This is a genomic window from Gloeomargarita sp. SKYB120, assembly GCA_025062155.1.
In the GTDB taxonomy this organism is placed as follows: Bacteria; Cyanobacteriota; Cyanobacteriia; order Gloeomargaritales; family Gloeomargaritaceae; genus Gloeomargarita.
This window is the reverse complement of record JANXAM010000012.1, coordinates 16,516-39,213: the sequence shown is the minus strand read 5'-3', so window position 1 is coordinate 39,213 and position 22,698 is coordinate 16,516. Positions and strand designations below refer to the sequence as shown.

Genomic DNA, 22,698 nt, shown 5'->3' with positions numbered 1-22,698 from the left:
TTCTCATTGTAGTGTAGGTCTGGCAGCGGTTAGTTGGCGGGTTTGACCAGGCTTTCCCCCTGCAACAGCCGCCGTGCCGCCTCCAGCAGCGTTTCCTCTAGGTAGGGCTTGGTAAAGTAGGCGTTGGCCCCCAGTTGGATCGCCATTTGCCGGTGCCGTTCCGCCCCCCGCGATGTGAGCATGGCAATCGGCAAGTCCTTGAGTTTGGGGTCGCGGCGCACCTTCGAGAGCAACTCCAGCCCGTCCATCCGCGGCATTTCAATGTCGCAGAACATCAAGTCGCAGGGCAACCCATCCTGCAGTTTTTCCCAGGCCTCCAGCCCGTCCCGCGCCTGCTCGACGCGATACCCCTTGTTGCTGAAGGTCATGGACAGCATCTCCCGCACCGTAATCGAATCGTCCACGATCAGCACCGTGGGTTCGTCGGTGGTCTCCGGCTCGATGATGGTCGGCGCTTGCCACAGCGGCAAACTCGGCGGCGGCATCTGCCCCAGCGCCAAATCCACCAGCTCCAGCACGTCGGCAATCATCATAATCCGGCCATCCCCCAGGATCGTCGCGCCGGCAATCCCCAGGGGTTTTTTCACCGGCCCGCCCAGTTGCTTGATGACCACCTCCTGCTCGCTCAGCACCTGATCCACCTGGAAGGCCACGTAGCGTCCCAAGCTGTGGACCACCACGATGGCCATGCCCTCCTGGGTGCTAGTGCCGTAGATATTCCCTCGTCCCAGCAGGCGCCCAAAGTGCAACAACTCGCTCAAGCGCCGTAGGGGAATCCGCTGGCCCGCCCACTCCAGCAAGGGCTTGCCGTCCGGTCCCGTCGTGATCATCTGCGGCGTCACCTCGACCGGCACGTCCGCCACGCCGTCCATTGGGAAGGCCACCCGCGCATGGCTCACTAGGCAAGGCAACGACTTGGAAATGCTCAGGGTCAAGGGCAGACGAATCGTGAACGTCGTTCCCTTGCCCACTTCCGAATCCACCACCACCGTCCCGCGGATTTCCGCCAGGTTCTTGCGCACCACATCCAAGCCCACGCCCCGACCGGCAAACTCGTCCGCCTGGTCCTTGGTGCTAAAGCCCGGCATGAACAGCAACTGATAAACTTCCTGCTTGCTCATGGACTGGGCCTGCTCGGGGGTGATTAACCCCCGCTCAATCGCCTTGGCCTTTACCCGGTCGGGATTGATCCCCACCCCGTCGTCGCTGACCGTGATCACCGTCTGGTTGCCCTGATGCCCCGCCCGGATCACAATCCGTCCCGTCGGCGATTGCCCGGCGGCGGTTCGTTGCGCAGGCGTCCCGATCCCATGCACGATGGCGTTGTTCACCAGGTGGGTCATCGGGTCCATCAACTTTTCCAAAATCATCTTGTCAATCAGCGTCTCCCGGCCCTCGATTTCCAACTGCACCTGCTTTCCACACTTGAGGGCCACGTTCCGCACCGCCCGTGGCAACCGGTCTGTCACCCGCGAAAACGGCTCCATCCGGGCGCTGTTGATTCCTTCCTGCAGACCTGTTGTAATCCGCTGGAAGCTGCGCACTACCTCTTCTATCGCTTCCACCATAAACTCGATGTCTGCCGCCGCCTCCCGCACCCGCAAGACCCGTTCGGCAATCTCCTGGGACAGGACGTGAAAGCCGGTAAACCGGTCCATCTCCAGGGCGTCAAACTCGGCTCCGGTGCTGTGCTGGGTACTCCCGCCCGCCTCAACCAAGCGGGAACCACCGCTGCGACCGGCACTTAATGCCCCCTCCAGCAGCGACCGCTCGTACAGGTCCTGCATCCGCTGGCTCAGGTCGTTCAACTGGTGCGCCTGGTGCAACAGATTTTCCAAAAACTGCCGCAACCGGTTCTGGTCTTCACTGAGCGTGTTGCGGGACACCACCAACTCCCCGATCAAATTGCTCAGGTTGTCCAACTGGCGCACCGGCACCCGCATGGTCTGCTCCAAGAGAGAGCTACTCGGGGTCGCCGGCTCCTCAGCAGCCGTCGGCACGGGTTCCGGCGGAGTCGCCGCCGTTGACGGGGTAGACACGCTCAGCTCTTGGGCAATGGCATCAATGTCGGGCAAATCCGCCGGCATCTCCACGTCGCTGAGCCATTGCTCGAGTTCGCCCACGTCGTCTGACGCCGCCGCCAGGTCCTGGGCCAAAACGGCTTCCAAGTCGTCAACTTCTGGCAACCCAAGGTCATCCTCCGAGGTCAATTCGCCCGTTTCCGACAGGTCAAAATCCAGGTCCTCGGCCAAGTCAGGCGCCGTGGTTGCCGCTAGGTCGTCCAAGTTGGCCAATTCCTGCTCCAGGTCAAAATCGGCGATAGGACCTTCGGGCGGCGGTTCAGGGGTCGTTGTTTCGGTTTCCGGCTGGGCAAAACTCGCCAGGGCTGCTTCTAGCTCTGCCGCCGTATTCCCCAGCAACCCCGACGCATCCGTTGCCAGTTCTGCTGGGAGCGTCATCTCGCTGTCAAGCGCCTGGCTCTCTTCCTCCCCGGTGAGTTCAGTTTCCGCCTCCTCAAAGCCCGCCAAATCAGGCAACTCTGGCGTTTCGGTCTCCGCTTGCGTCAGCGCCTCGTCAAGGGCCAACGTCTCCAGGTCATCCACAGTCTGCCCTGTGTCCACTTCTAGGTTCAATTCCCCAAAAGCAGCTTCGGTTTCCGCCCAGTCCAACCACTCCGGTACTTCACCCGGTTCTGCAGGCCAATCCAGGGCGCCCTCGGTTGACGTCGCCCCAAAATCTAGGTTCTCCAGGGCCGGTGCTTCGGCCATTTCCAGGTTCAGCTCACCCAAAGTCGCGCTGGATTCGTCCAAATCCGCCAGCTCAGCTTCAGTTTCCGTCACCCAATCCACAGCTTCTTGGGTCGGTGTCTCTTCGAGAGCCAACGCCTCCAGGTCCTCCAGAGTCGGCGCAGCGTCCACATTCAAATCCCCTGTCTCCGCCGGTATTTCCCCGGTCGAAGGTTCAGTCTGGTCTCTATCCGACGCGGCGCTGGCATCACCCCAGTCAAGCGCTGATTCAGCCGGAACCTCAGGTGCTGGCAAGTCCGCCGCCGCGTCATCCCGGTCGCTAGCTTGAGCCGGTTGGTCCTCGCCCAGGGTAAACAATTCCGCCAAAGCTCCCAACTCTTCATCGCTGGGCGCGTCGGCTGGGGATGTGGTTTCCGACTCCAGGGCGAACAGCTCTGCCAGCGTCGCCAAATCTTCAGGCGTGTTGGCCGGAGCCTCGGGAGTCACCGCTGCCGTGCTGGTGGGCTGGTCAAGCTCGGCAAACAGGGCATCGAAATCCAGTTCTTCTGCCGCCGTTGTCACTGGTGTTTCCCAAGTCATTGGCAGGCCTTCGCCCTGCACCGCAATCTGCAACAGGGCCTCCAGTTGGATGAAGGCTGGCTCGTGGGCCAATACTACCGACTGCCCTACTTCAAAGGGCAACTCACCAGTCTGCTCGACGTGGTGAACCAGGGTTTCCAGCGCCCCTAGCCCTTGCCGGAACAAATCCACCACTTCAGGACTCAAGGCCACGGGCCGTTGGTGGGGGCAGTCCCGCAAAATCTTCAAACAGTTCTCCAGCCGCAGGGCCACCTGTTGCACCCCTTCCAGGTCGAGCATGGCCGCTCCACCCTTAACGGAATGAGCAGCGCGGAACCAATCCGGCACCTGCGCCCACGCCTGAAACGGACGCTGTTGCTCCAAAACCGTGACCGCCTGCTGCAACAGCGCTAGATGCTCACGCGTCTCCTGGAGAAAGTAGCCGAGAATCCGCTTGTGCTGTTCGGCGTCCATGGCTCAACTCCTGTGTGCTAGAGGGGTTCGGTCGTGCCTAAGCGGAACCGTTCCACCGAAGCTTGCAGGCCTCGGGACACTTCCACCAGATTCTGCAGCGCCACCGACACGCGCTGGGCCTCCTGGGATGTCTCCTGAGCGGTCAATTCCACCGACTGCATTACCTGAGTGACGTTCCGAGATACCTCCGTCTGCCGCACCGTGTCAGCGGTAATGGATTGCACCAGGTCGTCAATCTGCTTCGACACCTGGATGATTTCCTCCAGCGCCCGCTTGGCCTGCTCCGCCACCCGCGTCCCTCGGATCACCGCCTGTGTCCCCTCCTCCATAGCGGTCATCACCAAGCCGGTTTCACTCTGGATCTGCAAGACAATCTGCTCAATTTCCTTGGACGCGCGGCTGGTTCGGTCCGCCAACTGCCGCACCTCATCCGCCACGATTGCAAACCCCCGGCCCGCTTCCCCCGCCTTGGCCGCCTCGATACTAGCGTTCAGCGCCAGCAGGTTGGTGCGCTGGGCAATCTGACCAATCGAGTTGACGATCTTGTTGATCTCTTGAGACGACTCAGCCAACCGCTTGACCTTGCGGGTAGTTTCTGCCACCGATTCACGAATGCTCTGAATCCCAGCCACCGTCTGGTCCACCGCTTCTCCACCCCGTAGGGCTGTTTCCGATGCCTTGCGGGCTACTTCCGCCGCCTCACGCGCGCTCTCAGCCACCCGCTGGATCGAGTCGGTCATCATTTGGACCGAGTTCAGGGTGCTGGCAAGCTCCTGGGCCTGCCGCAGCGCGTTAGAGGACAATTCGCGGGCAAAGTACTCGCTGTCCATGGCACTCCGCCCCACCTGCAGGGCTGAGGTCTTTACCTGCTGCACAATCTGGCGAATGTTCTGAATAATCAAGTTGAACGAGTCCGCCACCGCCCCCAAGATGTCCGCCGAGACCTCAGCCTGCACCGTCAAGTCCCCGCGCGCAGCCCCTTCCACGTCATCCAGCAAGCGAATGACCTGGCGCTGCAGGTCCTCCCGCGAACGCTCGACCTCCTCTGCCGTCTCTTGCAGTTGCTTGAACCGCTCCTGAATCTGGGCCAGCATCTGGTTAAAGGCCACCGCCGCCTCAGCAAATTCATCTTGGCCCACTACGCTCAAAGCCGACTGAAATTCCCCGCGCCCCAAAGCTTCACAACTCAAGCGCAATTCCTCACAAAACTGGCGCACCCGCTGGGTCTTGACGCTGCCGCTGCTCCCACCGAGTACCACTGCTGCACCGCCCCCCAGCACCGCCGCCAGCACCGCTCCCAGGGGTTTGTTGGGCACCCCCAGCGCTGGAACGCCCGCCAACACCGCCACCACCGCACCGGTCACCAGGGACTGAGAAATCCGTCGTGCCGGTTGCCGAGGGGGACTGACCGCTAAAGGCGCCGGACCCACCGAAGATGCGGAGGCAGCTGGCTGCTGCTTGAGACCAGGGCGGGTCACCGCTGAGTCCGCCTGCAGCAAGAGCGCATCGGTGTTATCCGCTGGAGTTGGCGCCGCCATCTCCTGAAAGCTGAACAACCCCGGTTCATCGGTCGTTTCCCGCTGAGACCGCTGGTCTAGGTCCATCAGGAGGGTATCCGCCGCCGCGTCAGCAGGCTCCTGCTCCGTGTGTCCCTCGGGTTCGGTGTCGGGGAAAGGCTCAGGGGGCACCGGTGTAGTCGCTGGCGAAGCAGGGGTAGGCCGGGAAAAAATCAACGTGCGGTCTCCCCCAAGGTTGTCCGTTGTCTCCTCCTCCACCGCAGCAAAGGGATTCTCCTCCGTTTGCGTCTCCACACCGGCAAAGGGGTTTTCCGCCGCTGGTTCCTCCGACGCCCAGGTTTCCGGTGTGGGCGTCTCAGTGTCCAGGTCGCTGACGACAAACGGATTGGCCAGCCCTTCTCCGTTCAACGGCTGGGTCGCCTCCTCCACCAGGTCAGGAGCAAAAGACCCCTGCTGGCTCAAATAGTGGTCAGCGTCGTTAATGCCGTTGCGGGCGTACTCAACCAACTCTGGGTCATCGGTCAAGGCCAATACCCGCTGGTAATGCGCCCGCGCTTGGGCGTAGTTTTGGGTACACAGGTAAATATGCCCCCGCAACAGGTGGAGATTTGGCACATGGTCGTACTCGCGTAGCAGAGCATCGGTGATACTGGCCGCTTCCGCATAATTACCACTGATATACGCACCAGTGGCCCGCTCATAGTCACTCAAGTAATTACTTGTGGCCATGGCTCCTCCTGGGGGACAACCTGTTGCTGGGTTGAAGCGGCAAGAATCTACAACTGTTGCTCATTTTATTTATAACCCCCTCTCGCCGTTTTATTCAATCGTGTAGATTACTCCACCCCTTGCCAGAGCCGAGCCTCCACCAGGGCCTGGGGTTTGAGTAAACGCAAGACCGATGTCCCCTGGTTCAAGGACCATTCGCCCTGCACCAGCGTTTTCAGAGGTCCCTCCGAACTCAGCGGCGGTCGCAGTTGTTGGACATCTAAAAACTCTGCGCCAATGACCCGCTCCACCGCCAAGCCACAGGTCACGCCGCCATTGGCCACCACAATCACCGACAATTCAGGGCGATTGGGATTCAAAGGCGGCAATCCCACAAATTGGCTTAAGTCGCCCACCCAGATCACCTGTCCTCGCCAGTTGTACACCCCAAGAACCACCGGCAGCACATTCGGGACAGGGCTAATCCGGTCAGGACTAATCCCCGCCACCTCCTCGACACTCATCGCCGGTAGGGCAAATTCCTCCCCTGAGGTCAACACAAACCGCAAGTACAGTTCACCCTGGACACCCGTTACCGGACTGCCTCTTTCAGTCTCCCCCAACCCACCAACCGTCTCAACCATAGGTCGACTCCCGCGCCGTTCGCAACAAATGCCGCACCGTCCCAATCAAGTCCTCGGGTTCAAAAGGTTTAACGATATAGGCATCGGCTCCCTGCTTGAGGCCCCAGTGCTTGTCAAAGGTCTCCCCTTTAGATGAACACATCAACACCGGGATTTTGCTGGTCTGGGGATAGCTGCGCAGTTGTCGCACCAGTTGATAGCCGTTCATGCGGGGCATGACCACATCCATCACCACCAGGTCGGGAATCTGACCCCCTTTGACCATCTCAAAGGCCTCATAGCCATCGGCGGCTTCAATCACCTGCAGACCCTCGCGCCGGAGCAAGGCTGCAATCATCTCGCGCTGGGTCTTTTGATCCTCAACAACCATCACGGTTGCCATTGCCTTTTCCTGGCCCCAGTTGCATGCCCTCATTCTACACGGTTTAACGGTTTTCTCAACCCTCTTGGGCGATCACATCCACCCAAGCGGCCTGCCGTTGGGGCATCACCAAGGGCAAGCGCAGCGGCGGCGATTCCTGCAAAACGTCAGCTTTTTGGGGAAGCGTATGCACCAAATCCTCCAGCGGGCGGGGAATGACCATAATCGCGTGCAATTCGCCGATGCGATTGGCGGCTTCCATGCCGGCATCAATGGCGATCGTGACATCGGCAACCGGGCCCCGGATGATGACCGTACACAATCCCCCACCCGTTTGGTCATAACCCACCAGATGCACATCGGCGGCCTTGAGCATAGCATCGGCGGCCCCTACCAGCGCCGGAAAGCCCCGTGTTTCCAGTAATCCCACGGCTTGGCCGTTTTCGGGATCGGGGGTACCCAACCGCGCCAGCACCGCCATGGTGGGACTGATGGGCAAGACCCGTTCCAAGTCGGCAGACGGGCGGGGCAAAACCAAACTGGAAACGTGCTGACCAAAGGTTTCCGCGGCTTCTATCCCCGCTTGCACGGCCAAGCGCACCGACGCAATGTCCCCCCGCACCACTGCTGTGCAATAACCACTCCCTGTTTTTTCATAGCCCACCAGATGCACACCGGCGGATTTGAGCATCATGTCGGCAATCCCCACCACCGCCGGAAAACTCTGGGCCGAAACCAACCCCAAAGCCATCCCCTCGTAAGGATGGGACGGGGCGGGCGTCGCCAGATGGAGTTGGGTCGTCGTGGTCGTGGCTGGGGTAACCGTCATAGGCAGGGGTAAGGGTGCTAATCCTACTCTAGCGGTAAAGCCAATCAACCGTCCCCCCCATCACGATGGGCATTTGGTGTAGGCAGGGATAAGCACTCTTTACCGCCGTCGCCACCACACCACCGCAGCCGTCACCAGCGCGCCTCCAGGCAACCCCACCAGCGCCAGCAAACTCACCGATGTCGCCAGTGGCCTCGAAATGTTCAACCGGCGGTTGGTCGGGTCCTTGGGACGAATGGACAGGGGTTGATTGTCTTGACCGGCCAGCCAACTGACGCTGTTGAGAAAAATATCCCCATTGCGTTGCAGGTTGAACAACCCATCACCCGCAAAGTCCGAGTCGCCAATCACGACGAGTCGTCCCTTGCCCTTGGTCACCGCCACCCCGACCGGCAACGGCCCTTCCCGGTCCTGCTGCGGGTCAAAAAAGGGTTCTTCTCGGGTGTTGCGTTCAGCCCAAATGCCCCGACCCGTCAAGAACAAGGGCACACCGTTTTTCTCCCCTTCCCCCACCAAATCCACCGGCTGGGCAATGGGAAACAGCGCCAAACTCTGGCCGAAATCTCGGGTAATCGGATGGTCCGCGTAACGGGTGGTCACCGCCACACCGCGTCCGGCCCCCTGGATGATTTCGGTTTGGGAGACAATGATCCGCCCGTCTAATTTCACCCCCGCCTGTTGCAACAACGGTCCCAGGCCCCGGTCATTGCGTTCCGGCTCTAGGGGGTCCAGCAGGAGCAATAAACCACCCCCTTGCTGCACGAAGGTTTGCAAAGCCTTGACTTCTGGCCCCAAAAACGGCTGCTGCGGCCCGGCGACAACGACCACCTTGGTGCCTTGGGGAATTTGCGGCGTTTCCGTCAGGTTCAGCGGCTGCACCTCAAAATTGCGCGCCTGCAAGACTTGTTTTGCCTGGGAAAAACCTGCCCGTTGCCCTGGCTGCGCTGGCTCCAGCGACCGTTCCCCATGCCCCTGGATAAACACCACCTTGCCCTGGTTGGGTTGGGTCAACCGGAAGATGGCATTGCTCAAGTTCGACTCGTTCAGTTGCTCTCGCAGGCGCTCGCGGCGTTGCCCGCTCTCTAGGTACACCTCGCCAAACCCCTGCACCCCAAACTGCTGGGCTAGCACCGGATTGCGGCGGGGGTCAATCACTTCATAGGTCAACTGGCCCTGGGATGCCCGCCGGTAGTTCTCCAACAACTGGCGCGCCGCTTGGTTAATCTGCTGGTCAAAAATAATCACCCGCACCGGCGCTTTCAGGTTTTGCATCAGGCGTTCTGATTCCGGGGCCAACGTAAACCGCTGGTTCGCACTCACATCCACCTTGGCGGGGTACTGAGCAGCCAAGAAATTCACCAGCCCCAAAATCACCAGCACCGCCAGGGTACGCAACAGGACATTGCCCCCCACCTCCAATGCCCGCCGGTCCCACAGGGGCAACCGGAACAGGGCATAGCCTAGCAGCGCAATCCCCGCTCCCAGCACCAGGCCGCCCCAGGGGGGATTTTTCGGCCCCACGACGACTAGCACCACGCCCGCTGTCACCAGGGCCACGCCCAACCACGTCGGCCAATAGTTACGGACAAACTTGGTCACGCCCTGCATCGCCTACGCCCTCTGGAACCGCAAGCCATCCACCCACTGCACCGTCAAAAACAACCCCAGCACCACGTAACTCAAAAACACGACGATGCTGGTGCTGCTGACCGACCCCTGGATCAAGCTGGTGTAGTTTTGCAACAGGGAAAAGTGGCGCAAGATGTTGGCTAACCAACCCCCCGTGCGGTCGGCAATCGCTTGCAAAATCCACAGCAACAGAATCAACCCAAACGTACCCACTGCTGCCAATAGCGTGCTCTCGGTGGTGGCGGAAATAAACAACCCCAAGGACAAAATCGCCGCCGCCAGTAGCACCAGCGCCCCATGCCCTAACAGAATCAACCCAAAAGAAAAGGGCGGTTCCGACTGGAGTAACGTCAAACTTTCATAGAACACAATGGGCAGCAGCAATGTAATAAAAAACGTCAAAACCCCCGCCAGTTTGCCAATCGCCACCATAGTGGTAGTAATGGGGGATGTGGCCAACAATTCCAACGTTCCCTGCTGGCGTTCCTGGGCAAATAAATTCATAGAAAGCAGGGGCAAGACAAACAGCGATAGCGACCCCAACACTCCCAGATAATTCTCCAGGATCACGGCTGGGACATCCACCGGCGGCGCACCCAATCCCGCTTGACCTTGCAAATCCTGAGCGGCGACATTGGCCTGCACGGCATTGAACAAGATGATATAAAACACCCCGGCGACAAACCAGTACACCCCGGCAATGACGTAGTTCAGGGACGTAGCAAAATACCCCTGTAATTCCTTGCGGTAAATCGCGACGAAATTGGCCCAAATCGTGCGCACGTTCATCCCCGCAACTCCGGCGTCTATCCTACCACAGGTCAGGGAATTTCCTATTCATCCGTGTCTGCATCTCCCGTTTCTTCAACCGTTGTCAGTTGCAAAAACACGTCCTCCAAGGTGGCCCGCCGCCGGTTCATTTCGTAGAGTCGCAACCCCGATTGCACCACCAGCGCGGTTAACTCCGGCCCAATATCGGTGTTGCCTTCGGTGCTGACCGTCACCACATGGCTATCGCCCTGGCTTTGGGTTTGCACGCCCTTGACCCCCGTCCACTGGGACAGCGCCGTCAGTAGCGGTTGGACATCTCCTGCCACCTTTAACTCATATTGGGTGCGGCTATCCGAACGGTTCACTAGTTGGTCAATGGTATCGGTCGCCACCACTCGCCCCTTGTGGATGATCACCACCCGGTCGCAGGTCATGCTGACTTCTGGCAGGATGTGGGTTGACAGAATAATCGTATGGTCGCCCGCCAGGCTTTTGATCAAATGCCGCACCTCAATAATTTGTTTGGGGTCAAGTCCCACCGTTGGCTCGTCCAGGATGATCACAGGCGGGTCATGGACAATCGCCTGCGCGATGCCAACCCGTTGCCGAAACCCCTTCGATAGCTTGCGGATCAACTGGTGTCGCCGTTCGGTTAATCCGCAGCGCTGGATAGCCCAGTCCACCCGCTTGGCCCGGTCGCCGGCGCTGACCCCTTTGATACGAGCCACAAAGTGCAAAAATCCCTCCACCGTCATTTCCCGGTACAGGGGGGGTGTTTCTGGCAAGTAACCAATCCGCCGCCGCACCTCTAGCGAATCGTCCAACACGTCGTAACCGGCAATTTTCGCCGTACCGCTGCTCGGGGGCATGTAGCCGGTGAGCATCCGCATGGTGGTGGTTTTTCCCGCCCCATTCGGCCCCAGAAATCCCAAAATCTCCCCCTTTTCCACAGTGAAATTCAGGTCATCAACCGCTAGCGTCGAGCCGTAGCGCTTGGTCAGATGCTCAACCGTAATCATAGGTGCGGTGGCAACGTCTTCAGGGTCTATTATTTCACGTGGCTGGCGCAGCGACGCCAATTTCCTGCAGGCGCTGGTGCAAATACTCCCCAGCCGTGATGCGACCAAAACGAGCATCCCCACCCGTGCGGGCGACACAGGCCGGCAATGGCGTCAACTCCACCTCGGGCCGGGGATGGACGAAAAACGGCAACGAGTAGCGCGAGACATTCTGACCGGTGGGATTCATCACGCGATGGGTCGTGCTGCGCAGGAGTCCATTGGTCAACCACTGCAACATGTCGCCGCTATCCACCACCAGCGCTTCTGGCAGCACGGGCACTGGCCACCAAGTACCATCCCGCTGCTGGAGTTCGAGTCCCTCACTGGTCGCGCCGCACAGGAGGGTGATCAGGTTAATGTCCGTGTGGGGCGCTGCTCGCAGGATGCCAGGGGGTAATCCCGCCGGTAGGGGTGGGTAATGCGCCAAGCGCAACAAGGTGTCGCCGCCCCGCACCAGGTTGGGTAAAAAGTCCAGCAGCTGGTCGAGATACAGGGAAATCGCCTGGAGTAACTAAAGCGGCATACAGGCGGGTCAGGATGGGTGCCACATCCGGCAATTCCTGGGGCCAGAGATTGTTGGTGCGCCCAATGTGCCAAAACTCTTTCCAGTCGGGCAGGGGATGGCCTTGGGCGTGTTCTTGCCCTAACGACACATACCCCCGTTGCCCGTGCCATTCGGGCTTGGCGTAGCGCTGTTTTTGGGCCAGGGGCAACGCAAACAAGGCAACGACCTGTTCATAGGCAGCCGCCAGTAGGTCGGGCGTCAGACCATGGTCAACTAGAACGAAAAAGCCCACCTTCTCCAGCGCTTGACCCACTTGCCAGACAAATTCATGACGTTGGGCGGGCGTCCCCTGCGTCCAATCGACCAGGCTCACCACAGGCAACGCGGTTGTCATTGGCCCTCAACCCATCTCCCCTTCCCCCTTTCAGCATAGATAAGCCGTGGCCGGTCAACGCTTAAAAATTCTTAAATTTTTTCGACCAGTTTGGCCGTTTTGTACCCTGGACAACGGTAAAATCGGTCGTTACACTAAGGAAACACAACCGTTTTGTAATTTTTGCAACTGTTATTGCCTTGTTGACCAGTACGACGACCTCCGCGGCTGCGACGACTGCGCCGGCTAGTGCTGAAACGACTCCCCGCCGTTGCACAGGCGCTTACGCTCTGATTGATAGCCTGTACCGGCACGGTGTGCGGCATATTTTTGGGTATCCTGGCGGCGCTATTTTACCGGTCTATGACGAACTCTACCGCTGGGAAGCTGAAGGCAAGATGCAGCATATCCTGGTGCGGCACGAGCAAGCGGCGGGACACGGGGCAGACGGCTATGCGCGGGCGACGGGAAAGGTGGGGGTCTGTTTTGGGACGTCGGGGCCGGGGGCGACAAATCTGGTAACGGCAATTGCCACGGCGCACATGGACTCCATCCCCATGGTGGTGATCACCGGGCAGGTGCGGCGGTCGGCCATTGGTAGTGATGCGTTCCAAGAGACGGACATTTTTGGAATTACGTTGCCGATTGTTAAGCATTCCTATGTGGTGCGCGACCCCCGCGATATGGCCCGGATTGTGGCGGAAGCGTTTTACATTGCCAGTACGGGACGCCCAGGACCCGTGTTGATTGACATTCCCAAGGATGTGGGGGAAGAGCAGTTTGACTATGTGCCGGTCATGCCGGGGCAGGTGAAGTTGCCGGGGTATCGGCCCACGGTGAAAGGGAATCCGCGCCAGATTGCTCAGGCGAGCCGACTATTGCTAGAAGCGAAACGGCCCTTGCTGTACGTGGGGGGTGGGGCGATTGCGGCAGGCGCGCACCGGGAAATTCAGCAATTGGCGGAGTGGTTCCAGATTCCCGTGACCACGACTTTGATGGGTAAGGGCGCGTTTGACGAGCAGCACCCGTTGTCGGTAGGAATGCTAGGGATGCACGGGACGGCCTACGCTAACTTTGCCGTGAGCCAGTGCGATTTGTTGATTGCGTTGGGGGCACGATTCGACGACCGGGTGACAGGGAAACTGGCGGAATTTGCGCCCCATGCCAAGGTGATCCATGTGGACATTGACCCGGCGGAAGTCGGGAAGAATCGCCCGCCCGATGTGCCGATTGTGGGGGATGTGCGGCAGGTGCTGGTGGATTGGTTGCAGTATTTGCAGACTGGGCCGCAGCCTGATCCTGAGCGCACGAAGCCCTGGTTAGCCCAGATTGCCGCCTGGCGCCAGGATTACCCACTGGTGGTGCCCCGGGAAGGGGAATGGCTCTCGCCCCAGGAAGTGATTGTGACGTTGGGACAACTGGCGCCCGATGCCTACTACACGACGGATGTGGGCCAGCATCAGATGTGGGCGGCTCAGTTTTTGAACTGCGGTCCCCGGCGGTGGATTTCCAGTTCCGGCTTGGGGACGATGGGGTTTGGGCTGCCGGCGGCGATGGGCGTCCAAGTGGCCCTACCGGATGCTCAAGTCATTTGCGTTAGCGGCGATGCCAGTGTGCAAATGAACATCCAGGAGCTGGGGACGCTAGTGCAGTACCAATTGCCCGTGAAGACAGTAATTATCAACAACTTCTGGCAGGGGATGGTGCGCCAGTGGCAGGAAGCGTTTTACCAGGAGCGCTACGCCCACTCGGCCATGGAAGCGGGCATGCCAGATTTTGTGAAGCTGGCGGAAGCGTATGGGGTCAAGGGGATGCTGGTGCGGCGGCGGGATGAGCTGGAATCAGCGCTCAAAGAAATGCTGGTGTATCCAGGGCCGGTATTGATGGATGTGCATGTAAATCCCACGGAGAATTGCTACCCCATGGTGAAGCCGGGGCATAGTAATGACCAGATGTTTGGGTTGCCGGAGCGCCCGCGCCAGCGCACGGAATGTCCCGCTTGTAGTGCCCCCATTCAAAGTGAGTTTCGCTTTTGTCCGGCCTGCGGGCATCGGTTGTAAGAGTTTCACGGGAAACTACCCTGTGTAAACTCATCAGACTCTGCAGTACCAGGGAGCAATTAGCTAAATTGTGGGAACTAAACAAAACGAGTACTGCGTCATGACTCTGCGACGGGGTTGCTTACAAATTCTGCTAACAGCGATGGGATGGAGTGCTGTGCTGAACCCAGCAATGGCGCAACCGCCCTATCCCCTGTGGCAAGCAGGTATCGCCGAATTCTCTCGCGCCTGTCTCCTCGCACAGTTGGCCGGTCCCCCTGCTGTAGATGAAGACTCTATCACCACAGTGGTCACCCGCACGCCGCGCCGAGTGGACGATTCGCCCGCATCGGTGACAGTCATTGACCGCAAGCGCATTGAACGCAGCAATTCGCAAACGCTCCGGGATGTGTTCCGTTATGAGCCAGGGGTGTCGGTGCGACAGTCATTTTTCTACGACTCATGGGACATCAATGTGCGGGGTATCGAGGGCAGGCGCGTACTGCGGCTGATGGATGGCATTCGCTTACCGTAATCTCCCAGGCTTCTGCGGGTTTGACGATAGTTGCTCTACAGCTAAGTAACCTTCAACAGGGGGACTTTGCCCTGCGACCCGCTGGACAACAAGCGTGGATAACTTGGCTGTCATTTATTGCTTTTGAATTTTATTTTCAATAAACTGGGGTTAGGTTACGACATAAGGAGTCAATAGTGATGCGGCTTTGGGTGCGGCGTAGGGCGCTGGCGCTGGGGATACTGTTGGCAAGTGCGACAGTAGCTTGGGCGCAACCCTATCGGCGGGTAGTGGCGCTGACGTCGTTAACGGCGGATATTTTGCACCGCTTAGATGGGCAACGGCTGGTGGGGGTGCCGGGAAGTTCCCTGCTGGAAAAGCAGCCGGAATTGGCGCGTTTACCCAAGGTGAGTGAAGGACGGGTGCAGCCAAATTTAGAGCGGATTGTAGCCCTGAAACCCGATGTGGTCATTGGTGCAAGTCTTTTTCATGAACCGACGGCTAATCGCTTGCAATCTTTAGGCATTGCCACGCACTTAGTGGATGTGCGGCGCTGGGAAGACCTGGAAGCGGTGACGCGCCAGTTGGCTCAGTTGACGGCAACTAACCCAGACCCCTTGCTCCGGCTGTTTCGTTCCCTGAATGCCCCCAAACCAGCGCGGGCGCGCGAGGTGTTGGTTCTAGTCAGCGAACGTCCTATCTTGACACCAAATCGCGATAGCTGGGCGGGTTCCATGCTGGAGCGGTTTCACCTGCGGAACCTGGCGGCGGATTTACAGGGACGTTCCCCGATCGCAGGTTATGTCACCCTGTCGCCGGAGCAGGTGTTGCGCTTGGACCCGGAGGTGCTGATTGTGGTGGGGGGACCCGGTGAGAATCCCTTGCCCCGCTGGCAATCCCAGTCGTTTTGGCGGCGGTTAAAGGCGGTACGACAAGGGGAGGTGTATGCCTTGGATTACTACGGACTGGTGAATCCGGGAAGTGTCGAAGCTATTCGGCAAGCAGCGCTGCGCCTACAGGCGATTGCCCAGGGACGGCGTTAAGTTTCCATTTTCCCATTCGTTCAACAGGTGGAGGAGTGTGCAATGCCTATCAAACGTTATGGATGGACGGGTGCATTTCTCTTGTGGGGCGTGATGCTCAGCCCGGCATTGGCCCAAAAATCCTGTCCAGTCTGGGAAGAAGGAGTGGCGGAGTTTTCCCGCCATTGTTTGCTGGCGCAAGCGGAAACGCCACCGGCGCGAGACAGCCGCACGGCGCAAGCGGAGGACATCGAAATTACCGTCACGGGAACGCGCACGCCCCGGGAGGTGCAGGAATCGCCCAGTTCGGTGACGGTGATTGACCGCCAGGAAATCGAGCAAAACAATGTGCAAACGCCGCAGGATTTGTTGCGCTACCAGCCGAATGTGTCGGCGCCCTTTTCATCCCGCTATGGCACGTTGAACTTCAATATCCGGGGGTTAGAAGGCAACCGGGTGCTGCTGCAAGTCGATGGCATTCGCCTGCCAGGGGAGTTTGAACTGGGGCCGATTCGCATCGGGCGCGATTTTGTGGATTTGAGTACGCTCAAGCAGGTGGAAATTCTCAAAGGGCCAGGGTCAGCGCTGTACGGGTCGGATGCGCTAGGGGGTGTGGTGTCGTTCATCACTATTGACCCAGAGGACTTGCTGGCGATTACAGGACGAGATACCTACTTTCAGGTGTTCCCCAACTACGCCAGCGCTAATTCCGCGAGTAACCAGCGGGGAGCTGTGGCGTTTCGCAGTGGGCCGGTCTCAGGGGTGGCGCTCTACACCCGGCGAGATTTCCGTGAGCCGAATCGCTTGGGGGACTCCCGCTTCCATGACCGGCAATCGGGTGAGAGCAATAACTTCTTTGGCAAGGTAGTGTTCCAAGTGGGGGACGGCCGCAAGCTCAAACTCACAGGGGATTTCCTAGACCGGCCACTGACCACCCGGTTCGCGCAGGCTAACATCCTTGAAGAAACTCGGGCGCGGGCTGTCCAGCGCTTTCGCTCGCAGGTGCGCACTCAACGCCAGCGGGTGAGCCTGGAATACGATTTCCAAAATCCCGAAACCAGTTGGCTGCAGTCGGCTAGGGTGCTGCTGTACTACCAAAATACGGAAGTGCCCGAAAACACGTTTGAAGACCGGGGGCGGTTTATTCGCCAGTCCACGGGGAATTTCCTGGAGCGCATCGCCGGGGCCAGTGTGCAGTTTTCCAGCCCGTTTCGCACGGGGGCAGCGGAACACTTGTTGACCTATGGGGTAGATTTTTCTATCCAGCGCAACGAACGCCCGCGCGACAAGATTCAAATCGACCGGGTGACGGGAGCGGTGACCCGTGAGCGCATCCCCGAAAATTTCCCACTCAAAGATTTTCCCGATTCGGACACCCTGCGGTTGGGGATTTTTGTGCAGGATGAGATTCAGATTGGTGAGAGCCTGAGTTTGATTCCAGGGCTGCGCTTTGACTTTTACCGGTTGACGGCTAATCCGGACCGGGATTTCCTGCGTAACTTGCCGGCGGGGATTCGCACGTCCAACTTTGAAGCCACCAGTTTTTCACCGCGCTTGGGGTTGGTCTGGCGGTTTGCGCCGGGGTTTAATCTTTTTGCCCAATACGCCCGTGGGTTCCGCGCCCCAACCTACGACGAAATCAACAGCGGCTTTGCCAACACGGTGACGTTTCCGGCCTACTATGTGGAACCCAATCCCGACCTGAAAGCAGAAACCAGTGACGGTTTTGAATTAGGGTTTCGGGGGCGCTCGGAGCGGGGACGGTTTACCTTGGCGGCCTTTTACAACTCCTACCGCAATTTCATCGAGAAATTTGCCTTTGTGGGGACGACGACTTTACCGGGGATTCGTGGTCCGGTGTTGCGTTTTCAATCGCGCAATGCGGCACGGGCGCGCATCTATGGCGTGGAATTCAGCGGCGAGTACCGGTTTCTGGATAACCCCTTTGGCCTGAGTGTGTTTGGGTCACTGGGCTATGCGGTGGGGGACGACTTGACGAACGACCGGCCCCTCGTCACGGTGGACCCGTTTAAAGCAGTCGCGGGATTGCGGTTCCGGGGCCAGGAGGACCGCTGGGGTGTGGAACTGGTGGGGACCTTTGTGGGTCGCCCGCGCGTGCCTGATCCAGATGTCTTTCTAGTCCCTCGGGGCTACACCCGTTTGGATTTGTTGGGCTACGTACGGATTACGCCACTGGTGTCATTGAATCTGGGGATTTTTAATCTCACCAACACCAAATACTTTGAGTACGCCGATTTGCGCAATTTCCCCCGCGCCGATGCGTTTCGGGTGGACCGCCTGGCCCAGCCAGGAACCAATATCTCGGTGGGGATCAACTGGCAGTTCTAGATAGATAGGAATGAAAGCACGGCCAGTAGCGGGATTGCTAGGATTGACGGCGCTGCTGGGGGGCATCGGTCTCCTGGCGCTCCGGCTCGGTTCGGTGCCGTTGACGACGTCCCAAGTGGTGCAGGCACTTTTGCGACAGGGCGAAGAACTCCCCCAAACCATTCTCTGGGAACTGCGGTTGCCGCGGGTGCTGCTCGGGATGGCAGTAGGGGCAGCTCTGGGAACCGCTGGCGCACTGATGCAAGGGATGTTGCGCAACCCCCTGGCAGACCCCTATTTGCTGGGCATTGCGGCAGGCGCGGGACTGGCAGCCGTCATTCCCATCGTGCAGGGCGTGGCCTTGGCTTGGGTGCCGTTAGTGGCGTGGGTCGGCAGTGTGGCAACCGCGCTGCTGGTGTACGCCTTGGCCTGGCAACCGGGCCAGTTGTCAGTGACGCGCTTGATTTTGGCGGGGGTTGCTGTCAGCGCGTTCCTAGGGTCGGTCACCACCATCCTACTGTTGTTTGCCGACGACCGGGTGCAAATTGCCCTGAACTGGCTGGTGGGGAGTCTCAACGCCCGGGGCTGGGAAGAAGTGCAGGCGGTTGCCTTACCTATCGTGATGGGACTGCTGGCGGCCTGGCCCTGGGGACGGACGCTGGACATCTTGGGATTGGGCGATGAACGGGCCATGAGCTTGGGCCTTTCGTTGACTAAGGTGCGCTTGGCAGTTGGACTCACGGCGACGTGGCTCACAGCAGCAGCAGTAAGCGTCAGTGGCTTGATTGGGTTTGTGGGGTTGATGGTGCCGCATCTGGTACGTCTGTTGGGCGTGCAGACCTATCGCTGGTTGATTCCCTGGGCGGCAGTGATGGGGGCCCTGGTGCTAACCACCGCCGATACGCTAGCCCGCTTGGGACGTATCGAACTACCGGTGGGGGCGATGACCGCCCTGATGGGAGCACCATTTTTTATCACTCTGCTGTACCGGCGGTCAGGGGGTGCCTAGCGATGTCAGGACCCATCTTGGCGGCAGTGGGAGTTTCAGGGGGTTATCAGCCCAGGCAACCCGTGGTCCAAGGGATTGACTTGGAAATCTACCCAGGAGAATGGCTGACGCTAGTAGGCCCAAATGGCTCGGGCAAATCCACCCTGCTGCGGTTACTCAGCCGTTTGCTGGTGCCCAGCCAGGGAGCAGTTTTTCTGCATGGACGCAGGTTAGGGGACTATAGTGCCCGGGAATTGGCTCGACATCTGGCTCTACTGCCGCAGTCACCTTTACTGCCAGCGGGTCTCACCGTGCGGGAGACAGTGAGTCTGGGGCGCCATCCCTATCAACCGTGGTGGCAATGGGACCTAGATGCCGCCAGTCAAACCCAGGTGAACCGGGCGCTGGCGCAAATGGAACTGTTGCCCTGGCAAGACCGGCCCGTGAGCGAGCTATCGGGGGGCCAACGCCAGCGGGTGTTTTTGGCCCTGGCCCTTGCCCAAGACCCCGAAATTCTCCTGCTCGATGAACCCACCACCTTTTTGGACCTACACTACCAGCTTTATCTGCTCCAGCAGTTGCGCCGGTTGCAGCAGGAACGGGGGCTGACCCTAGTGGTGGCGCTACATGATTTGAACCTGGCGTTGCGCTACAGCGACCGGGTGGGACTCCTGCAGCAGGGACGATTGCGGGCGATGGGGGACCCCCAGGAAGTTCTCAAGCCAGCTCACCTGCAAGAGGTCTTCGGCATTGCTGCACACGTGTTGGATACTCCTGTAGGTCCCCAGATTGTGCCTTTACACCCCCTGTAGCAATGCCAGGTTGTTGAAGGTCAATTCGTGCTCTTGCCGCGTACCGTTTTGCTCTTGCACCGAGCGTCGCCGGGTGACTGTCCAGTAGTCGCCCACTTGACCATGCTCATCCCAGAACTGGAAGCGCATCCCTGGCACCGTAGCCCAGTAGGTCTTTGCCATGGAGCCTTCGGGGGTTTCGTGAAACTCCTCCACGTGAATTTCAATCGTGTGCGGCCCTAGATGACGATAGACCATGGTGATGTGATTGTCTTTGAGATGATAACGGTTTGTCACATCCCCCACTTGCACGAGCACTTCTTGGGAGCCATCCGGTTGCACCGCGCCGTAGTGGAACACATGACCGTCATGTTCTTTCTCAAAGGGTCGCCGTCCCAGGTGCGTAATGATTTCCCACATCTGCTGCTCCACCCACTTGCGGATGGCCTCGTCGGCAATCCCCGTCACCGTATATTTCAGGTTTTTATCCACCGTCACTTCACCCGTTGCGCTACCCAGGCTCCCCTGGTATTGCACCTGGGCTTGGTAGCCGGGAAACTCTGGTCCCCAGGTGTAACGGTGTTCATAGGCCGCCCGGAAAAAGTCCTGCGCTGGCACCATCGTTTGCATCGAACTTGCCCTCCTAAATAGAGTGTTAACCCCTCAACCGTTCTCCTCTCTGCTCACCTTACCAACTCCCTAGCGCGAATGACGAGCCTCTAGGGGTCGGGTTGCCATTGCCACTTGCAGGTCAGGAATCTGGCGTAGTTGGTCCAACACCCCCACCACCTGCCCGTGGGACACCCGCGCATCCGCCCGTAAGAGCACCACCAGCCGGTTACCCTGGGCCTGCAATGCCCGCAGTCGTGGCGTCAATTCCTCGCCAGCCAGCCGTTGCCCCTGCAAAAACAGCGTCCCGTTTTGGGTCAACGTCAGAGTGACGGTCTGAGTCTTTTGCACCCGCGTCGTTGCCGCCTGGGGTAATTGCACCTCTAGGCCCTCGGCTCGGGTCAAAAACACCGACGCGATGATGAAAAACGCCAGCACCGAAAACACCACATCAATCATCGGGACGATGTTGACCTCTGGCGGCGTCTCGCCTTCGTCATCGAGTGGAAACACGGCTCAATTCCTCCAACTGATGCGCCTCAAACCATTCGGCATAGATCAATTCCAGATGTCCCATCACCTCCTGCAACAACGTCAATTGCCGCCGGTAAAAACTGCGAAACAAACTCGCCAGCACCAGGGTGACAATCGCCACTACCAGGCCAATGACCGTCGAAATCAATGCTTCACTCACCCCACCGGTGACCTCCAGTGCCCGCGTTCCCCCGATATTTCCCAGCGACAGGGATGAAAACGCCCGAATCAGTCCCGTGACTGTCCCTAACAACCCGAGCAACGGCGCCACCGTCACCGTCGTATCCAGTAACGTTTGAAACCGGCGCAACCGGGGCAATTCTCGCTGGGCAGCACTGAGCAGGGCAATCCGAAACCGCTCAGGAGGAAGCAACTTACCGTCCGTCGCCGCTGCTGTCAACGCCCGTTCCCATACTCGCACCCAGGGCACCTGGGCAAACTGCCTGGCCTGTTGCTGAATCCAATCGGGGCCTTTTTCGTAAGCTGGCAATAACTCCGCTAGTGCTCGCCCCTGCGCCCGTTGCAATCGCCACCAAAACCAGAACCGCTCCCCCGCGCAAGCGACCACCAGTACCGACAGCGCCAGCAACGGATAAACAACTATCCCGCCAGCAGCTAAAAACTGACTCGGCTGCATTTTGGCATCGTCACCACTGGGAGATAGAATACCGTTATCGCAAGTAAATGTCAATTAAAATAGGGCTAAGGTGGAAAGGATTGACGCCGCTTGGCCAATTTTGAGCATGGTGGAGTAGAGAATAACGATGTTGATTCGCACTAAGGAATTGCCATCCGAATCCCATTTTGGGGCTTGGTTGCTGCTCTCGGTCCTAGCCCACGCAGCGCTGGTACTGACCTTGGCGCTGGGCTGGTGGGACCAGTGGCGTGAGTCCACTGAAGAAACCTATGCCCCAGTGCAACTGATCATCGAAGAACCGGAGCCTGCGCCGCCACCGCCGGTAGCTCGACAACCCATGACACCAGCCATCCGGCCTTCACCACAACCAGTCGTACAGGCCACCCCTGGCCCCCCTCGCGTGCGTGTGACCAGCTCCCAACCCCAGCCCATCCCAACAGCGCCGGTGCAGAACTTCTCTGCTCCTCCCGCTGCGCCACCGGTTTCGGAACCGCACCCTACGCCTGCAACACCATCCCGCGCCCGTCGCCCGGCAGTAGCTGCGCCTGGGGAAGGTCAAGAAGCCGTAGGTCCTGCGCTAGTTGGCAATGGTTCCGTTCCTGCTGCAGGTGGGTCTGCGCCAGCCCCGGGTTCAGGAACAACGACGGCGGAAGCCCCGGCAACGGTGGCAGCGGCACCGGCACCCCCAGCTCTTAAGGAATCCGGCGCCTCAGAACCCCGTGAAACTGGGCCTGCGGTTGCGCCTGTGACCTGTCTGCGTTGTCCCCAGCCGCCCTATCCAGCCCATCTACGGCAGCAAGGGATTGAAGGTCGCGTGGCTTTGACGATTGATGTCGGTCCCGATGGCCGGGTAACGGCGGTGAGCCTGCGTCAATCCAGTGGGTCGCCCCAGTTAGACGAAGTAGCGATCCAGTCGGTGTGGCGCTGGCAATTTACCGCCAGTCCTCAAGGACGCCAGGGGATGAACGTTGCCGTGCGCTTCCAACTGCGTTAGCATGGCGGACCTATTTTGCTGCAAAATGTATCCCTGACCATGAGAAGCATTAAAAATACTGAAGT

Annotated in this window: 19 protein-coding genes and 2 pseudogenes; 7 read left to right on the top strand and 14 right to left on the bottom strand. The window is 59.3% G+C overall.

Annotation, left to right across the window (positions count from 1 at the left end; translation table 11 throughout):
* Positions 1–29: 29 nt before the first annotated feature.
* From NZ705_06120 to NZ705_06070, 11 genes and pseudogenes are all read right to left on the bottom strand, one after another.
* On the bottom strand, positions 30–3,779 hold the full coding sequence (locus tag NZ705_06120) for a response regulator (protein MCS7292537.1): 3,750 nt from the start codon (positions 3,777–3,779) through the stop codon (positions 30–32).
* Between the two features lie 17 nt (positions 3,780–3,796).
* Entirely contained in the window at positions 3,797–6,025 is a 2,229-nt protein-coding gene (locus tag NZ705_06115) for a methyl-accepting chemotaxis protein (GenBank protein ID MCS7292536.1), read from the bottom strand.
* A 107-nt stretch (positions 6,026–6,132) separates the two neighbouring features.
* Positions 6,133–6,648, bottom strand: coding sequence for a chemotaxis protein CheW (locus NZ705_06110; protein ID MCS7292535.1), 516 nt, complete (start codon positions 6,646–6,648; stop codon positions 6,133–6,135).
* Positions 6,641–7,030, bottom strand: a complete 390-nt coding sequence (locus NZ705_06105) for a response regulator (GenBank protein MCS7292534.1) — start codon at positions 7,028–7,030, stop codon at positions 6,641–6,643. The genes NZ705_06110 and NZ705_06105 overlap by 8 nt, the downstream gene beginning before the upstream one ends.
* Positions 7,031–7,187: 157 nt before the next feature.
* A pseudogene (locus tag NZ705_06100) lies at positions 7,188–7,490 on the bottom strand (carbon dioxide-concentrating mechanism protein CcmK).
* Between the two features lie 51 nt (positions 7,491–7,541).
* A pseudogene (locus tag NZ705_06095) lies at positions 7,542–7,760 on the bottom strand (BMC domain-containing protein).
* 177 nt (positions 7,761–7,937) lie between these two features.
* A complete protein-coding gene (locus NZ705_06090; GenBank protein ID MCS7292533.1) occupies positions 7,938–9,437 on the bottom strand; it encodes a Gldg family protein in 1,500 nt (499 codons plus the stop codon).
* A gap of 12 nt (positions 9,438–9,449) precedes the next feature.
* Complete coding sequence (locus NZ705_06085; GenBank protein MCS7292532.1) at positions 9,450–10,256, bottom strand: ABC transporter permease subunit; 807 nt, start codon at positions 10,254–10,256, stop codon at positions 9,450–9,452.
* Between the two features lie 44 nt (positions 10,257–10,300).
* Complete coding sequence (locus tag NZ705_06080) at positions 10,301–11,257, bottom strand: ABC transporter ATP-binding protein (protein MCS7292531.1); 957 nt, start codon at positions 11,255–11,257, stop codon at positions 10,301–10,303.
* A 34-nt stretch (positions 11,258–11,291) separates the two neighbouring features.
* Positions 11,292–11,726, bottom strand: a complete 435-nt coding sequence (locus tag NZ705_06075; GenBank protein ID MCS7292530.1) for a hypothetical protein — start codon at positions 11,724–11,726, stop codon at positions 11,292–11,294.
* On the bottom strand, positions 11,653–12,198 hold the full coding sequence (locus NZ705_06070; GenBank protein MCS7292529.1) for a 2-oxoglutarate and iron-dependent oxygenase domain-containing protein: 546 nt from the start codon (positions 12,196–12,198) through the stop codon (positions 11,653–11,655). Before NZ705_06070 ends, NZ705_06075 begins: the two co-directional genes overlap by 74 nt.
* A 182-nt stretch (positions 12,199–12,380) precedes the next feature.
* On the opposite strand from NZ705_06070, the gene ilvB reads away from it, so the two are divergent.
* The 6 genes from ilvB to NZ705_06040 all read left to right on the top strand — a co-directional run bounded on the left by ilvB (position 12,381) and on the right by NZ705_06040 (position 19,880).
* Complete coding sequence (ilvB, locus tag NZ705_06065; protein ID MCS7292528.1) at positions 12,381–14,237, top strand: biosynthetic-type acetolactate synthase large subunit; 1,857 nt, start codon at positions 12,381–12,383, stop codon at positions 14,235–14,237.
* Between the two features lie 100 nt (positions 14,238–14,337).
* Positions 14,338–14,751 carry a TonB-dependent receptor plug domain-containing protein gene (locus tag NZ705_06060; protein MCS7292527.1) on the top strand — a complete coding sequence of 138 codons (414 nt, stop codon included), beginning with the start codon at positions 14,338–14,340 and terminating at the stop codon, positions 14,749–14,751.
* 179 nt (positions 14,752–14,930) lie between these two features.
* Positions 14,931–15,773, top strand: a complete 843-nt coding sequence (locus NZ705_06055) for an ABC transporter substrate-binding protein (protein MCS7292526.1) — start codon at positions 14,931–14,933, stop codon at positions 15,771–15,773.
* A 42-nt stretch (positions 15,774–15,815) separates the two neighbouring features.
* The gene (locus tag NZ705_06050; protein ID MCS7292525.1) at positions 15,816–18,101 is read left to right on the top strand and encodes a TonB-dependent hemoglobin/transferrin/lactoferrin family receptor; all 2,286 of its coding nucleotides are present in this window, start codon (positions 15,816–15,818) and stop codon (positions 18,099–18,101) included.
* Between the two features lie 10 nt (positions 18,102–18,111).
* Entirely contained in the window at positions 18,112–19,089 is a 978-nt protein-coding gene (locus tag NZ705_06045) for an iron ABC transporter permease (protein MCS7292524.1), read from the top strand.
* Positions 19,090–19,091: 2 nt separating this feature from the next.
* Positions 19,092–19,880, top strand: a complete 789-nt coding sequence (locus NZ705_06040; GenBank protein ID MCS7292523.1) for an ABC transporter ATP-binding protein — start codon at positions 19,092–19,094, stop codon at positions 19,878–19,880.
* Here the strand turns inward: NZ705_06040 and NZ705_06035 are convergent.
* The 3 genes from NZ705_06035 to NZ705_06025 form a co-directional block, all read right to left on the bottom strand.
* On the bottom strand, positions 19,866–20,489 hold the full coding sequence (locus NZ705_06035; GenBank protein MCS7292522.1) for a DUF3386 domain-containing protein: 624 nt from the start codon (positions 20,487–20,489) through the stop codon (positions 19,866–19,868). The two genes, NZ705_06040 and NZ705_06035, sit on opposite strands and share 15 nt — an antisense overlap.
* Before the next feature lie 69 nt (positions 20,490–20,558).
* Positions 20,559–20,981: a biopolymer transporter ExbD gene (locus NZ705_06030; GenBank protein ID MCS7292521.1), complete on the bottom strand. Its 423-nt coding sequence runs from the start codon at positions 20,979–20,981 to the stop codon at positions 20,559–20,561.
* The gene (locus tag NZ705_06025) at positions 20,965–21,639 is read right to left on the bottom strand and encodes a MotA/TolQ/ExbB proton channel family protein (GenBank protein MCS7292520.1); all 675 of its coding nucleotides are present in this window, start codon (positions 21,637–21,639) and stop codon (positions 20,965–20,967) included. The genes NZ705_06030 and NZ705_06025 overlap by 17 nt, the downstream gene beginning before the upstream one ends.
* A 127-nt stretch (positions 21,640–21,766) precedes the next feature.
* Between NZ705_06025 and NZ705_06020 the strand changes: the two genes are divergently transcribed.
* Positions 21,767–22,633: a TonB family protein gene (locus tag NZ705_06020; GenBank protein MCS7292519.1), complete on the top strand. Its 867-nt coding sequence runs from the start codon at positions 21,767–21,769 to the stop codon at positions 22,631–22,633.
* Positions 22,634–22,698: the final 65 nt, after the last annotated feature.

Excerpts from the sequence above, each read along its gene's own strand:
- NZ705_06105 (MCS7292534.1), bottom strand. The coding sequence starts at position 7,030 with ATGGCAACCGTGATGGTTGTTGAGGATCAAAAGACCCAGCGCGAGATG.
- NZ705_06085 (MCS7292532.1), bottom strand. The coding sequence starts at position 10,256 with ATGAACGTGCGCACGATTTGGGCCAATTTCGTCGCGATTTACCGCAAG.
- NZ705_06035 (MCS7292522.1), bottom strand. The coding sequence starts at position 20,489 with ATGCAAACGATGGTGCCAGCGCAGGACTTTTTCCGGGCGGCCTATGAA.
- NZ705_06040 (MCS7292523.1), top strand. The coding sequence starts at position 19,092 with ATGTCAGGACCCATCTTGGCGGCAGTGGGAGTTTCAGGGGGTTATCAG.
- NZ705_06025 (MCS7292520.1), bottom strand. The coding sequence starts at position 21,639 with ATGCAGCCGAGTCAGTTTTTAGCTGCTGGCGGGATAGTTGTTTATCCG.
- NZ705_06070 (MCS7292529.1), bottom strand. The coding sequence starts at position 12,198 with ATGACAACCGCGTTGCCTGTGGTGAGCCTGGTCGATTGGACGCAGGGG.
- NZ705_06020 (MCS7292519.1), top strand. The coding sequence starts at position 21,767 with ATGTTGATTCGCACTAAGGAATTGCCATCCGAATCCCATTTTGGGGCT.
- NZ705_06080 (MCS7292531.1), bottom strand. The coding sequence starts at position 11,257 with ATGATTACGGTTGAGCATCTGACCAAGCGCTACGGCTCGACGCTAGCG.
- NZ705_06110 (MCS7292535.1), bottom strand. The coding sequence starts at position 6,648 with ATGGTTGAGACGGTTGGTGGGTTGGGGGAGACTGAAAGAGGCAGTCCG.
- NZ705_06115 (MCS7292536.1), bottom strand. The coding sequence starts at position 6,025 with ATGGCCACAAGTAATTACTTGAGTGACTATGAGCGGGCCACTGGTGCG.
- NZ705_06120 (MCS7292537.1), bottom strand. The coding sequence starts at position 3,779 with ATGGACGCCGAACAGCACAAGCGGATTCTCGGCTACTTTCTCCAGGAG.
- NZ705_06050 (MCS7292525.1), top strand. The coding sequence starts at position 15,816 with ATGCCTATCAAACGTTATGGATGGACGGGTGCATTTCTCTTGTGGGGC.
- NZ705_06055 (MCS7292526.1), top strand. The coding sequence starts at position 14,931 with ATGCGGCTTTGGGTGCGGCGTAGGGCGCTGGCGCTGGGGATACTGTTG.
- NZ705_06060 (MCS7292527.1), top strand. The coding sequence starts at position 14,338 with ATGACTCTGCGACGGGGTTGCTTACAAATTCTGCTAACAGCGATGGGA.
- NZ705_06045 (MCS7292524.1), top strand. The coding sequence starts at position 18,112 with ATGAAAGCACGGCCAGTAGCGGGATTGCTAGGATTGACGGCGCTGCTG.